This is a genomic window from Myxococcus sp. NMCA1 (assembly GCF_026810205.1).
Lineage (GTDB): Bacteria > Myxococcota > Myxococcia > Myxococcales > Myxococcaceae > Myxococcus > Myxococcus xanthus_A.
Genome location: NZ_CP113950.1, coordinates 8,245,573 through 8,259,403 on the forward strand (window position 1 = coordinate 8,245,573; position 13,831 = coordinate 8,259,403).

The following is a 13,831-nucleotide window of genomic DNA, read 5'->3' on the forward strand; positions in this document are numbered from 1 at the left end:
CGCGCCCGTCCCTTCTTCCCGGAGCGTACGCTGCCCCACGCTTCGACGCCGGGGCCCCCTGCCGCCCTGGGGACCTACCCCTTGTGGCCCGTCATGTCCTCCGGGCGGACCCACTGGTCGAACTGCTCGGGCGTGACGAGCCCCAGCGCCACGGCCGTCTCCTTGAGCGTCGTGCCGTCCCTGTGGGCCGTCTTGGCGATTTTCGCCGCGTTGTCGTAGCCGATGTGGGGGTTGAGCGCCGTGACGAGCATCAGGCTGCGCTCCAGGTTCTCCTGGATGCGGGGCCGGTTGGGCTCGATGCCCACCGCGCAGTGCAGTCGGAAGCTGCGCATGCCGTCCGCCAGCAACCGGCAGCTCTGGAGCAGGTTGTGGGCGATGAGCGGCTTGAAGACGTTGAGCTGGAAGTTGCCGGACGCGCCGCCCACGGTGACGGCGACGTCGTTGCCCATCACCTGGGCGCACAGCATGGTGAGCGCCTCGCTCTGGGTGGGGTTCACCTTGCCCGGCATGATGGAGCTGCCCGGCTCGTTCTCCGGGATGATGATTTCCGCCAGCCCCGACCGCGGCCCCGACGACAGCCAGCGCACGTCGTTGGCCACCTTGAAGAGCACCGCCGCCAGCCCCTTCAGCGCCCCGTGCGCCTGCACCAGCGCGTCGTTGGCGGCCAGCGCCTCGAACTTGTTGGGCGCGGTGACGAAGGGGTAGCCGGTGAGCTGGGCCAGCTCCTTCGCCACCCGCTCGGCGTAGCCCTTGGGGGCGTTGAGGCCGGTGCCCACCGCGGTGCCGCCCAGGGCCAGCTCCAACAGGTGCGGCAGGGTGCGCCCCAGGTGGCCCTTCGCGTGGTCCAACTGCGCCACGAAGCCGCCCAGCTCCTGTCCCAGCGTCAGGGGCGTGGCGTCCTGCAGGTGGGTGCGGCCCACCTTCACCACGTCATGGAAGGCGCGGGCCTTCTGCGCGAGCACGTCGCGCAGCGCCTCCAGCTCCGGCAGCACGTGCTCGGTGATGGCGGCCACGGCGGCCACGCTCATCGCGGTGGGGAAGACGTCGTTGGAGCTCTGCCCCTTGTTGACGTCGTCGTTGGGGTGGACCTTGCGGCCCTCGCCGCGCTCGCCGCCCAGCAGCTCCGAGGCGCGGTTGGCGAGCACCTCGTTGGTGTTCATGTTCGTCTGCGTCCCGCTGCCCGTCTGCCAGACGCTCAGGGGGAACTCCGCGTCGTGCTGGCCAGCCAGCACCTCGTCGGCGGCCCGGATGATGGCCTCGCCCTTCTCCTTCGCCAGCGAGCCGTTCTCCACGTTCACCCGCGCGGCGGCCTTCTTCACCAGCACCAGGGCGCGGATGAGGGCCAGCGGCATGCGCTCGGTGGAGATGGCGAAGTTCTGGAGGCTGCGCTGCGTCTGGGCGCCCCACAGCCGGTCGGCGGGGACGTCGATGGGGCCGAAGGTGTCTTTCTCCGTACGAACGTTCTTCGTGCTCACGCGCGGGGCTCCTTGGAAAGAAAGGTGGGCCCCCTCGAATAACAGGCCGGAGCCTTCAGGCAGGGCTCCGGCGTGATTTTCTTCGTTGGACGCTGAGCACTACACCCGGCGCTCGACGCGCGGCGTGCTCTCCGAATTGCCCAGGCCGGACAGCCAGTTGTACGTGCGCCGCAGGGGCGCGATGCCCGTCGCCGACGGCGGCGTGAAGGCCCACAGCAGCAGGTACACCATCAGCGCGGTGCCCCCGGACACCGCCAGCGCCACCACGAAGCCCACGCGAATCAGCGCCGCGTCCACGCCCAGCTCCCGTCCCAGCGCCGCGCACACCCCGGTCAGCAGCCGCCCATCCACGCCCCGGTGCATGGGCTCCGTGCGCGCGCCGCAGCGCGGGCACCTCCGGACCTCCAGGCTCACTTCCTCCGTACAGGTGGCGCAGCGTCTCTTGGCGTCCATCACGTCTCCCTTCCGGGGCCGCTCCCACTTGGCGTCCACGGCCCTCATTCCTACCTACGCGCCTTGGTGCTCCCCATTGCATACGCCCTGGGGACGATCTGTTGATTTACAGATTTAACACGCAGGCTGTTGACACAGTTACAGGCAAGCAGGCAAAGATTCACGCCGCACTTCCTTTCTGCACTCTCAGGACTCATTTTCCGAGCCGTTCCAGCAGATTTACAACGCACCTAGCCAAAGGAGCTCAGATGTCGGACCAAGCCCCCGCTGTGAAACCCCCGGCGTTCGGACCGGGAGTGGTGGTGAAGGGGACCTGGCACCCCGACTACGCCGAGGTCCTCACGCCCGAGGCCCTGGAATTCGTGGCGAAGCTGGCCCGCAACTTCGGCGAGCGCCGGCTGGCCCTGCTGGAGCGCCGCAAGGCCGTCCAGGCGGCCTGGAGCAAGGGAGCGCGGCCCCACTTCCTGCCGGAGACGAAGGCCATCCGGGAGGGCGACTGGACGGTGGCTCCCCTGCCCGCCGACCTTCAGGACCGCCGCGTGGAGATCACCGGCCCGGTGGACCGGAAGATGGTCATCAACGCGCTGAACTCCGGGGCGAATGTCTTCATGGCGGACTTCGAGGACGCCAACAGCCCCACCTGGGACAACGTGGTGCGCGGGCAAGTCAACCTGCGCGACGCGGTGCGCGGCACCATCTCCTTCACCGCGGAGAACGGCAAGCACTACGCCCTCAACCCGAAGCGCGCCGTGCTCTTCGTGCGGCCTCGCGGCTGGCACCTGCCGGAGCGGCACATCGAAATCGACGGCAAGCCCATCTCCGGCTCGCTGCTCGACTTCGGGCTCTTCTTCTTCCACAACGCCCGTGAGCAGCTGGCGCGCGGCACCGGCCCCTACTTCTACCTGCCGAAGATGCAGAGCCACCTGGAGGCCCGGCTGTGGAACGACGTGTTCCACCTGGCCCAGTCGGAGCTGGACATCCCGCGCGGCACCATCAAGGCCACCGTCCTCATCGAGACGCTGCCCGCCGCGTTCGAGATGGACGAAATCCTCTACGAGCTGCGCGAGCACTCGGCCGGACTCAACTGCGGCCGCTGGGACTACATCTTCAGCTTCATCAAGACGCTCCAGTCGGACACCCGCGTGGTGCTGCCCGACCGCGGCCAGGTGACGATGGACAAGGCGTTCCTCAACGCCTACTCGCAGCTGCTCATCCAGACCTGCCACCGCCGCAACGTGCACGCCATGGGCGGCATGGCGGCCTTCATCCCCATCAAGGGGGACGCGGCGGCCAACGACGCCGTCATGGACAAGGTCCGCGCGGACAAGCTGCGCGAGGTGAAGAACGGCCACGACGGGACGTGGGTGGCCCACCCCGGCCTCGTGGAAATCGCGCGCGACATCTTCGACTCGCACATGAAGGGCCCCAACCAGCTCTCCAACAAGCGCCAGGACGTGAAGATTGGCGAGGCGGAGCTGCTCAAGGTGCCCTCCGGCACGCGCACCGAGGAAGGCCTGCGCCACAACATCCGCGTGGGCATCCAGTACACCGCCGCGTGGCTGGGCGGCCTGGGCTGCGTGCCGCTCTACAACCTGATGGAGGACGCAGCCACCGCCGAAATCTCACGCGCCCAGGTGTGGCAGTGGATTCACCACGGCGCCACCCTGGAGGACGGCCGCAAGGTGACGCCCGCCCTCTTCCGCGACGCGCTGGGCGAGGAGATGGCCCGGCTCGACAAGGAGGGCGCCAAGGAGCGCTACGGCGCGGCCCACCTGGAGCGCGCCCGCGCCCTCTTCGAGCAGCTCTCCACCGCCGGCACCTTCGAGGACTTCCTCACCCTGCCTGCCTACGACGCCTTGGAAGCCCAACGCTGAACCCTTCGCACCTTCGCAGCAGCAACCCACCACTTTTACCGTAGCGAGGAGCCCACGATGTACGACGCCACGCCGACGACCGCCGATGCTTCCCCTCACGCCAAGCTCCACGCGCAGCGTTTCGAGGGCATCAAGCGCAACTACACCCAGAAGGACGTGGAGAAGCTCCGCGGCTCCATCACCGTCAGCCACACGCTGGCGGAGCTGGGCGCCAAGAAGCTCTGGGAGCTGCTCCACACCGAGGACTACATCAACGCGCTCGGCTCGCTCACCGGCAACCAGGCGGTGCAGATGGTGCGCGCGGGCCTGAAGGCCATCTACCTGTCCGGCTGGCAGGTGGCGGCGGACGCGAACTCCGCGGGGCAGATGTACCCGGACCAGAGCCTCTACCCGGTGGACAGCGTCCCCACCGTGGTGCGGAAGATCAACAACGCCCTGCGTCGCGCGGACCAGATTGACCACGCGGAGGGCCGCAAGGACCGCTACTGGTTCGCGCCCATCATCGCCGACGCCGAGGCCGGCTTCGGTGGCCCGCTCAACGCCTTCGAGCTGATGAAGGGCATGATTGAGGCGGGCGCCGCCGGCGTGCACTTCGAGGACCAGCTGGCCAGCGAGAAGAAGTGCGGCCACATGGGCGGCAAGGTGCTGGTGCCCACCAGCCACTTCGTCCGCACCCTCAACGCGGCCCGGCTCGCGGCGGACGTCATGGGCGTGCCCACGCTGCTGGTGGCCCGCACGGACGCGGACAGCGCCAAGCTGCTGATGAGCGACGCGGACGAGTACGACCACGCCTTCATCGACAAGAAGTCCGGCCGCACCGGCGAAGGTTTCTACCGCCTCAACGGCGGCCTGGACTGCGCCATTGCCCGCGGCCTGGCGTACGCGCCGTACGCGGACCTGGTCTGGTGCGAGACGAGCACCCCCGACCTGGCCCAGGCGAAGAAGTTCGCCGAGTCCATCCGCGCCAAGTACCCGAACAAGCTCTTGGCCTACAACTGCTCGCCGTCCTTCAACTGGAAGAAGAACCTGGACGACGCCACCATCGCCAGGTTCCAGCGCGAGCTGGGCGCCATGGGCTACAAGTTCCAGTTCGTCACCCTGGCCGGCTTCCACGCGCTCAACTTCGGGATGTACGAGCTGGCGCGGAAGTACAAGGACCGCGGCATGGCGGCCTACAGCGAGCTGCAGCAGGCCGAGTTCGCGGCGGAGAAGGACGGCTACACCGCCACGCGTCACCAGCGTGAGGTGGGCACCGGCTACTTCGACCAGGTGGCCGAGGTCATCTCCGGCGGCAACGCCAGCACGCTCGCCCTGACGGAGTCCACCGAGGCCCACCAGTTCTAGGCGACGGCGCCTCTTGAAGTCTTCTGAAGGCCGCGGCTGACGGGGAGCACGCCCGTAAGTCCGCGGCCTTCGGGCATTTTTGGCCTTCCGCGCAACTTCGCGGGGCCGCTGGGCGATAATGGGGATTCGAGAGGTCCGACACGTGCGTGGTGCGCGTCCCGGGCCGAGACGGAGCCGCCATGAACCGCATCAACTCCTTCACCGGTCCCATGATTCAGCCCGCCACCACGCAGGCGCAGACCCGCGCCGCCAGCACGAGCTTTGGCGCGCTGGTGAACCCGATGGCCCCGGCCAACCGGCCTGGGGATCCGCTGATGGTGTCGGGGGGCGCGGTGGTCGCCTCGGCGCTCGCCTCGGTGGGCAGCTCGCCGAACAACGGCATCCTGAACTCCTACCTGTCCGCCGTGGGCCGCGGGCCCATCTCCGAGGACGGCTCGCGGGGCCCGGTGTCCCAGGCCCCGGCCGGCTCGGAGCAGGCGCAGCAGGAGCAGGTCCTGATGGAGCTGGCGGAGATGTCCGCCGCGACGCTGTCGAACTCCATCCTGCACATGGGCAACAAGATGAAGGTGGACATGGACCGCGAGTAATCGCGGTGGGGCTCAGCCCTTCTTCTTGTCGCTGTCCGCGTTGTAGGCGTCGCGTTGGCCTCGCTGCAGTTCGGGGCCTTTCTTCCACGGCAGGTCGACGTCCGTGCGTTGACCGCCGTTCTGTTCGGCCACGTCGTTGAGGAACTCGGCGCGTCCCTCGGCGGGGACGCGCTCGCCGTCCACATCCGGGTCCTTCTGCTTCTTGGGGTCGAGCGGGATTCCCGCGCCACGCTTGAGATAGTCCTTGGGGTCCATGCCTTCCAAGGTGGCGACGCTGCCCGTCCGCGCGCAGAGGGCGGACAGGCGGGCGGGCGGTGGGTGGCTCAGTTGAGGTACTTGGGCCGGGGTGGCTCGGCCGGCTGCTGCTTCATCATCTCCAGGCCCTGCCGGGTGAGGACGAAGCGAACGACGCCGGAGCCCCGCTCGGTCTCGATCTCCGCCTCGAAGGCAGGCCCGGCGATGCCGCCGAAGGACACGTCCTTGCGCAGGTTCACCACCCGGCCGCTCACCATGTCCCCGGCCACCTCCTTGGCGCCGTCACCGCGCTGGTGCAGCTCGAAGGCCGCCTGGTGCAGCGTCATCGCCAGCGAGGGCGACAGAGGCTGGTTGCTGAAGAGGACGGAGATGAGGAGCCAGTAGGGAGGTGCCTGGTCGGTGGACATCGCGTCCTCATCCTAAGCGCCCGGCGGAACGGAGGCCCGTGGAAGTGACGGCCCGCACGCGTGTGCCTAGCGGGTAGGCAGCTCGCGGAAGGTGATTCCCTCCAACTCCAAGCGCTGAACGGCCTCCTTGAATCGCTCGGTGCCCACCATCACGGTCGCGAAGTTGCCCACGCGGAAGACGTCTCGGTCCGTGGGCAGCGAGGCTGCGTCGAGAATGGGGTCGTCTGGTAGCGACATTCCGAGCCGGCCACAGGTGCCGCAGGGGGGATGCTGATCCGGCGGGTAGCAGTCCGGGTGCAACTGTCCGCGCAGTTCGACTTGAGGCTCCAGATATTCGGGCGGCGACTTCTGACGGAAGCGCAGTTCAGCCTTCCGACTCGAAAGCCCTAGAACACCTTCGGCGTGGAGCCCTTCGAAGGCGTCTCGGCGAAGCAACAGCAGATAGCTTCCCTGCCACGTCAGGGGCCCCAGATCGCCACGAGCGGGGCCAACCAATGGGCCGAACGCCGTACCAGGAGGTAGGGCGACACCTGGAGGGGCCAGAGGGCGAACCAACTCGCGGAGACGCACGAACTCGGTGAATGGCTCGGGCCTGGCCTTCAGGAACGCGTCCTGCTCTGGCAGCGCTGACAAATCGACAGCAGGGTAATTATGGCCGGTAGAGGCCCAGGTCACACTACAGCCGGGGCACTTCGCCAACCCAGGCAGGCTCCATTTGTGCGCGGCATTGAAGTCCCCTTTGTAAGCGGCCAACGCTGTCCAATCCTCCAGGAGCCAGAAGTAACGGGGCATGCATCCTCACGTTCCGGGCTGGGAATAATAGGGCCGAATGGGTCCGCCCATGAGCTGGAAGCGATAAATGAGTTCCCCTGCGTACTTGAAGATCTCTTCAGGCGACGCACTTGGGTTACGGCCCCTGAAGTCGCGCCACGCCTGATTCCACGCGCCACCACGATTGCCTCCCTGGTGAATCCTGAGGTGGAGGTCTCTCGGTATCGGCATGGTGTAGTCGTGAATCTTGACGCCTTGCTGCACGAACCAGCCAGCGAGGTCCTTGGCCTGGGGAAAGATGTGGTGCTTCTCCCAGCGCCCGGGCAGAAGCTGATGTGATGGCGGGATGATTCGCTCAGGCGCCCCGTTCCAGTTGGGGAACACCATGACAGCGCCCCGAGGCAACTGCTGCCCGATGCCCCAATTCCGCCGGGGGCCTCGGCCCGGTGTCGCGGCAGCCGCAGGTGGCCGAGCGGGAGGGGAGCGCGCCAACTCCACCTCTCCAGGCAGGTCCGCGCAGCGGTAGAAACCGCAGGCGTCGCCCAGGCACAGCAAGGACACACACTGGTCCTCGTGCGGAGTCCAACACTCCAGCTCCGCATCGTCCCAGGCCTGCTGAATGGGCGGCTTGACCGAGGTGGAACACCCCAGCCAAAGCACGGCGAGCACCGGAAGCCATCGGAGCAGACAGGTTCGCATCCCGCGAAGTCTAGGCTTCAGGTCTGTCTTGCCCGTGCCACCCTGCCGCTAACCCGCGCGCGGGCGGCGGCGTGAGGCAATGCCCTCGGCGAGCGCGACCTGCTGCTTCCAGTGCCCATACAGGCGCCCCTGCGAGGCCAGCCGGTCCAGCTTGCGCTGTGTCGCCTCATCCACCGACCCGGGCGGCGCATCACGGAAGGGCGTCCCTGGCAGCGGCATGAATGTATGCCCATGCACGCGCGCGCCCAGGCCCGCCAACTTCTCCATCAGCGCCACCGTGGCATCCACGTCCGCGGGCTCCTCGCCGGGCAGCCCGAGGATGAAGTCCACGTTGGGCACGAAGCCACACTCCACCGCGATGCGGGTGGCGCGCACCACCGTCTCCACGTCGTGTCCCCGGCGGGTGCTCTGAAGGATGCGCTCGGAGCCGGACTGTCCGCCGATGATGAGGTTGTCGTTGTGGACGTAGCGCTTGAGCAGCGCCAGCGCCTCGGGCGTGACGTGCTCGGGGCGGACCTCTGACGGGAAGGTGCCGTAGTAGACGCGCCCATCGGGCGCCATGGCCTCCTTCACGGCGGCAAGCAGCGCCTCCACCGCGTCCAGGTTCACCGACTCGTCGGCGGTGCCGTAGGACATGGAGGTGGGCGTGATGAAGCGGATGTCTCTCCGCCCCGAGCGCCGCAACTCCCGCGCCCAGTGCGCCACGTTGGCCACGGAGCGGTGGCGGAAGCGCGCCTTGCTCATGAACGGCGTCTGGCAGAAGCGGCACGCGTAGATGCAGCCGCGCGTAATCTCGATGGCGCCGTACTGCCCGTTGCGCGCCGCGAAGGGCGGGAAGTCGTCCAGTTGCACGCCCTCCCCTCGGCCGTGCTGCACCAGCTTCCCGTCCTTCAGATACGCGACGCCGTGCGTCTCACGCGGCTCCTCGCCGCGCAGCACCCGGCCGAGCAAGGCGCGCAGGGAGTACTCACCCTCGCCCACCGCCACCAGGTCGAAGCCCGCCTGAAGCGTCTGGAGCGTCTCCGCCGTGGCGTGCACGCCGCCGGCGATGCACAGCACGTCCCGTCCCTCCAGCCGCTCACGCACCCATGCCAGCTCCTCCGCCGCCGGGGCGAAGCTGGCCGAGTAGAAAGACCACGCAGCCACCACCGTGTCTCCGGCGTCCACGCGCTCGCGAATCGTGTCCAGCAGCGTCTCGCGGCTGCGCGGAAAGTGCAGCGTCACGTCCGCCAGCGCCGGGTCCGACTCCACGGCGCCCGCCAGCACGGTGAAGGCGTACTTACCCGGGTACTGGTAGCTCAGGACGAGCGAAACGCGGCGAGATGGCTGCATGCTGGAAGCGCTTTATGCCACAGGGCCGGCGGCGCGAGCACACGGGCAGGCAGCCGGGCCCGCCGCGTGCGCCCTTGGCCAGTCAGGGAGAAGGCACCAGCGAGAGGGCCAGCGTGTTGAATGCAGGGAACTCCATGACGTCCGGAGGAACCCGCCCGTCCGGCACAGCCATGCGCACCACCACCAGGTCCTGCGCTGGCACCACCAGCAGGAGCTGCCCGAAGGAGCCGCGCGCGGAGTAACCCCGGGGCGCGCCCTCCACCTGCGTGCGCAGCGGGATGCGGGCGCTCTTCTCCATGAACTCCATGACGCCCTTCATCCCGCCCAGCCGCTCGGAGAGCACCTGCATGAAGTCCCCGGAGGGAATCGGCTTGTCCACCACGTCCCGCAGGCGGGACAGCGACGCCTCCGGCATGCCGTTGCGACGCGCCTCGTTCACCATGTCCTGACCCAGCACGCGGAACGCCTTGTCGTAGACGAGCCACCACAACAAGCCCGCCGTGGGGGTGTGGGCCTGAGATGGCGCGGCGGTGGATTCCTGAATCCAGGCCTCACTCAGGATGCGCTGCCCCTGCCAGACGCCCCGCTGGAGCATCAACTGGCCCACCTTGGCGAAGTCCACGGGGTGCAGGCGCAGGCCGGACATGCCCAGCGGATTGCCGGACGGGTCCTTCTGCCAGAACACGTCACGGATGCCGAGCGGCTCGAAGAGGCGCCGCATGAGATAGGCGTCCAGCTTCTCGCCCGAGGCGCGCTCCACCACGCCCGCGAGCAGGTTGGTGGCCTTGTTGTTGTAGAAGAACTGGCTGCCCGGGACGTCCACCACGTGGGCGTCCAGCGCGTATCGGACGAAGTCTCGCGACTCGTAGATGTCCATCGCGTTGGCGTTCGCCGCCAGCCCCGAGGTGTGGCTGAGCAGGTGCCGCAGGGTGACCTTCCCCTTGAGGCCGTCCTTCCACTCCGGGAAGAGGGTGGAGACGGGCGCGTCGACGGAGGCAATCTTCCCCTCGTCGATGAGCAGGCCGATGGCCAGCGCCACCACGCCCTTGGTCGCGGACATGGACTCGATGCGCTGCGTCTCCCCACCAAAGTACCACTCGCCCACCACCTTGCCGTGACGGAGCACGACCAGTGCCGACGATCCCGCGTCCTCGGCTGCCTTCACGAAGGCCGCCAGCGCCGGCTCAGACACTCCCGCCTCCGCGGGCGTCGTCGTCTCCAGCCCTGCCCCCACGTTGCCCTCGGCGCGCGCCTTCAGCGCGTTCTCCCGGGCCCGAGCCACCAGCGCGTCGTAGCCGGGCATCCTCCGCAGCGGCGCCAGGGACTTGTCGTGCAGCAAGTCGCCCAGTGAGCTCATCCCGCGTTCGACGGCGCGCTCCAGCCAGGTGAACGCCGCGGCATCGTCACCGGTGCCCAGCGAGGCATAGGCGGCGTACCAGGCCACGTCGTCCGTCTGGTGGCCGCCGTCCCACAGCCGCTGTATCTCCGAGAGCGCGGAGTCGAAGTGCCCCGCCTCCATCGCCATGCCCGCCCGTTGCAGGGCCTCGCGCAACTGGGATTCGGGGTCCACGGGCGCCTGCGCCACGGGAGCCGGAGGCGTGGCGGCCGGTTGCGCGTGGGCACAGGCCAGCAAGGTGCAGAGCGGAAGGAAGAGGTGGTATCGCATGGGCGCTCCAAGGGACGTGTTCTGTTCGGACAACGTTCCTGGAAGACCGATATTGCACGACACACGCGCCAGGGCGAGGGACGAAGCGGGCGCCCCCGGCGCACCCGGTCCATGAACGCGGCCTCGACGCGCCGCAAGCCCACGATGAGCGAAGTCGCGCCGTTCGGGCCGCACCACGACCGAGCCGAGGAATGGCGGCCCGCAGCCCAGGGGAACAACGCCCCCCTGGGCTGGAGCAGCGGCTTCCGGTGCCGCTTCGTGAGCGGGACGCTACGTCAATGGCACCCAGCCCAGACGAACAGCGCGCATCAGGCCGCGCCCATCCACTTCACGAACGAATGACAATGAAGGGGTCGAAGTAGAAATACTCGACGGTCGCCCCGTCCCTCGTCAGTCCGAACACCAATCCGTACTGGAACTCACCGCTCACGATCGTACTGGCATTGAACGTGACGTACGGGATGTAGCTGGGCGTCATGCTGGCCTTGAGGTCCTGGTCGATGAGCGGATTGTTGGCCCAGTAGCTCCAGGACGGGGGCGTCTGCGTCCACTGAGCGTCTCCGGTGCTGAACTCGATGAAGTCCGGCACGGGGCCCCGATCCATGTCGAAGTTGGGGATGTCGATGGGCCGCTTCGAGGAGTCCTTCATGCTTGCGACCGTGAGCTGGGTGCCCTGGAACGAATGCGCGATGATGCCGTTGGGCGCGAGCTTCACGGACGTGAGGTGGCTCTTCTCCTCCGTGTAGATACGGATGTTCTCCCCCTTCGCGACGGGCACCTTGTACTCGGCGTCTTCGGGCTTGTCGTTCAGGACGAACGGGGGATGTCCGACCGCGACCGCGGTGTTGACGGAGGCCCCACCCTTGGGAAGGGCACTGGAATCAATCAGGAAGACGATCTTCGCCATGTACGCACCAGTTCTTTCGTGTGGTTGATGTCTATTACTGCTGAACCCTCACATCGGATTCACGGCAAGGGGTCCATCCCGCCTGACGTCAACCAGAGCAACTCATGTGCCAGCAATTGCTCTCCCCTCGCTGCGTCTGAAATCCACATGGAGGCCGGAGTTCCGCCAGGCGACTGACGCGTCAGCCGCTGTCACCGCCACTCCACGCATTTGTGCAAAACATTGCTCCGTGCGCGTCCGAATCCACCCCAATCACAGACGCAAATCCACCTCCATTCCAGCAGCAGCATATGGAATCAGGGGAAGGAGTGGACCCGCCCCACCCGGTCGTCACGTCCCGCGGCAAGGCACAGGTGCGTGATGACGCACGACGGGATGGATACGTAGAGGAAACCCCGGAGGCCCACGTTCCGGCGGAACGGCCCGCACGAGGGACGTGGCGGGCGAATCCGCGAGACCTTCCCGCCGAACGACAGGCACGGTCCTGACCTGTCAGGTGATGGGATTGGCTGCTCGCGCGAAGAGAGCTGACACGCGGCACTGCTGACACGTCAGGCGCGCCATCAACACGTCAGACTTCCAAGAGAGGCGGCATCGGCACCGTGAATCATTCGGCTGCGCCACGTTGGGCCTCCCACTCGAACGAGAGCGGCACACCGCCTCGGAGCCGGGCAGACCTTCTCCGGCAAACCAACGTCGCCGGTGGGTACGAGCGCTCAAGACACGTAGGTCGAGACTCGCACCGCACACTTCCCCACGAAGGCGCGCGAGCCCACGGCCCGCGCGCCCCTCGTGACTCAGCTCCGGCGACGGCGGTGACCCGCCAGCCCCATCAGGCCCAGCAGCGCGAAGGCCGCCGCGGAGCCACCGCTGCTGCTGCACCCCGACTGTGCCGCGACACCCTCATCCGGGGAGATGCCTCCAGGCGGGGGCACGTTCGGCCCAGGCTCCGTGCCCGCGTCCCAGGCAGGCGTCCCCGCGTCCGTCTCCGGCCGCGGCTCTTCGGCCCCACCCGCGTCCACATGGTCCGGGTCCACGCTGCCCGCGTCCACGGGCGAGCCTGCGTCGATGGGCGAGCCTGCGTCGATGGGCGAGCCTGCGTCGATGGGCGAGCCTGCGTCGATGGGCGAGCCTGCGTCGATGGGCGAGCCTGCGTCGATGGGCGTCCCCGCGTCCACGGGAGGCGGCTCCGGATTCTGCTCGAGCACGTCCGACAGCGCCGTCGCCTGCATGAAACCATCGTGGTAGACGACGCCCACCGGCCGCACCGTGTCGCTCCGGTAGAGGCCGAGCTTCAGGTAGTTGCGCTGCCCCGAGTACATCGTCATCGCGCCGCGCTTGGGCAGCACCCGCTCCTTGTTGTGCCACAGCTCGACGAAGCCCACCTTCGGGTCGGACGACCACTTCGCGTGCAGGATGAACTCGTGCCACACGCCTCGGGTGAGCTTCGTGCGCCAGGGAATCTCGCTGGTGCCTGGGAGCGACAGCCGGATTTCCTCCCCCTTCACGTAGAACTCCACCGGCGGCGAACCACAGCACCCGTCGTGGTGCCACTGGGTGAAGAGCTGCCAGGTGTCCACGCTGGGGAAGTCGTTCGCGAACATCACCTTCCAGCGGTAGTAGTACTCCGAACCCACCGGCTCGTTGCTGATGTAGACCAGTTCGTTGCGATTCCCGCTGGCGTTGATGGGGTCGTCGCCCTGATGCACCGTCGCCTTCAGCGCGTACTTGCCCTCGGCCACGGGTGACGTCACCACCTGTAGCCGGTTCGCGTTCACCATCTGCGCGCCGGAGTACTGCGAGCGGTCACCCGTCTCGAAGTCCCCCCGCCACACGACGCCAGCCATGGCGAGCCCGGGGACGCACCACATCACGAGCCATACGGGGATAAAGGCTCTCAAAATACATCCTCGCAAAGGTTTGGAATGCAACGACCAGCACACCGTACCGCAAACCATTTCCTGCTTCATTCCCCCGCGAAATCCTTCCCGCTGGTCCGGCAAGTGGGCAGGCGGGCATGCAAGGCCTTGAATGTTTCACGCCATGTTTCACGTCGAGCGC

The 13,831-nt window shown here is 67.7% G+C and carries 13 protein-coding genes; 3 read left to right on the plus strand and 10 right to left on the minus strand.

Annotation, left to right across the window (positions count from 1 at the left end):
* Window positions 1–74: 74 nt before the first annotated feature.
* Window positions 75–1,475: a class II fumarate hydratase gene (gene fumC / locus OZ403_RS34035; RefSeq protein ID WP_268782710.1), complete on the minus strand. Its 1,401-nt coding sequence runs from the start codon at window positions 1,473–1,475 to the stop codon at window positions 75–77.
* A gap of 99 nt (window positions 1,476–1,574) precedes the next feature.
* Window positions 1,575–1,976: a PspC domain-containing protein gene (locus OZ403_RS34040; protein WP_268782711.1), complete on the minus strand. Its 402-nt coding sequence runs from the start codon at window positions 1,974–1,976 to the stop codon at window positions 1,575–1,577.
* A 200-nt stretch (window positions 1,977–2,176) separates the two neighbouring features.
* On the opposite strand from OZ403_RS34040, the gene aceB reads away from it, so the two are divergent.
* From aceB to OZ403_RS34055, 3 genes are all read left to right on the plus strand, one after another.
* Window positions 2,177–3,802, plus strand: coding sequence for a malate synthase A (gene aceB / locus OZ403_RS34045; RefSeq protein ID WP_140800034.1), 1,626 nt, complete (start codon window positions 2,177–2,179; stop codon window positions 3,800–3,802).
* A 57-nt stretch (window positions 3,803–3,859) separates the two neighbouring features.
* Entirely contained in the window at window positions 3,860–5,146 is a 1,287-nt protein-coding gene (aceA, locus tag OZ403_RS34050) for an isocitrate lyase (RefSeq protein WP_140795386.1), read from the plus strand.
* 179 nt (window positions 5,147–5,325) lie between these two features.
* A complete protein-coding gene (locus OZ403_RS34055) occupies window positions 5,326–5,733 on the plus strand; it encodes a hypothetical protein (RefSeq protein ID WP_174258958.1) in 408 nt (135 codons plus the stop codon).
* A 12-nt stretch (window positions 5,734–5,745) separates the two neighbouring features.
* Here OZ403_RS34055 and OZ403_RS34060 read toward each other — a convergent pair whose 3' ends face one another.
* From OZ403_RS34060 to OZ403_RS34095, 8 genes are all read right to left on the minus strand, one after another.
* The gene (locus OZ403_RS34060; protein WP_140795388.1) at window positions 5,746–5,988 is read right to left on the minus strand and encodes a hypothetical protein; all 243 of its coding nucleotides are present in this window, start codon (window positions 5,986–5,988) and stop codon (window positions 5,746–5,748) included.
* A gap of 68 nt (window positions 5,989–6,056) precedes the next feature.
* Window positions 6,057–6,395 (minus strand): hypothetical protein, encoded by a 339-nt coding sequence (locus OZ403_RS34065; RefSeq protein ID WP_140795389.1) that lies wholly within the window; start codon window positions 6,393–6,395, stop codon window positions 6,057–6,059.
* Between the two features lie 66 nt (window positions 6,396–6,461).
* The gene (gene sitI6 / locus OZ403_RS34070) at window positions 6,462–7,187 is read right to left on the minus strand and encodes a SitI6 family double-CXXCG motif immunity protein (protein WP_268782712.1); all 726 of its coding nucleotides are present in this window, start codon (window positions 7,185–7,187) and stop codon (window positions 6,462–6,464) included.
* A 6-nt stretch (window positions 7,188–7,193) separates the two neighbouring features.
* Window positions 7,194–7,865, minus strand: coding sequence for a SitA6 family polymorphic toxin lipoprotein (gene sitA6, locus OZ403_RS34075; protein ID WP_268782713.1), 672 nt, complete (start codon window positions 7,863–7,865; stop codon window positions 7,194–7,196).
* A gap of 48 nt (window positions 7,866–7,913) precedes the next feature.
* Entirely contained in the window at window positions 7,914–9,197 is a 1,284-nt protein-coding gene (locus tag OZ403_RS34080; RefSeq protein WP_090488457.1) for a TIGR04013 family B12-binding domain/radical SAM domain-containing protein, read from the minus strand.
* 82 nt (window positions 9,198–9,279) lie between these two features.
* Window positions 9,280–10,863 carry a serine hydrolase domain-containing protein gene (locus OZ403_RS34085; RefSeq protein ID WP_268782714.1) on the minus strand — a complete coding sequence of 528 codons (1,584 nt, stop codon included), beginning with the start codon at window positions 10,861–10,863 and terminating at the stop codon, window positions 9,280–9,282.
* Window positions 10,864–11,191: 328 nt separating this feature from the next.
* Window positions 11,192–11,770, minus strand: coding sequence for a hypothetical protein (locus OZ403_RS34090; protein WP_140867777.1), 579 nt, complete (start codon window positions 11,768–11,770; stop codon window positions 11,192–11,194).
* 797 nt (window positions 11,771–12,567) lie between these two features.
* Window positions 12,568–13,728, minus strand: coding sequence for a polysaccharide lyase (locus OZ403_RS34095; protein WP_268784924.1), 1,161 nt, complete (start codon window positions 13,726–13,728; stop codon window positions 12,568–12,570).
* Window positions 13,729–13,831 lie beyond the last annotated feature (103 nt).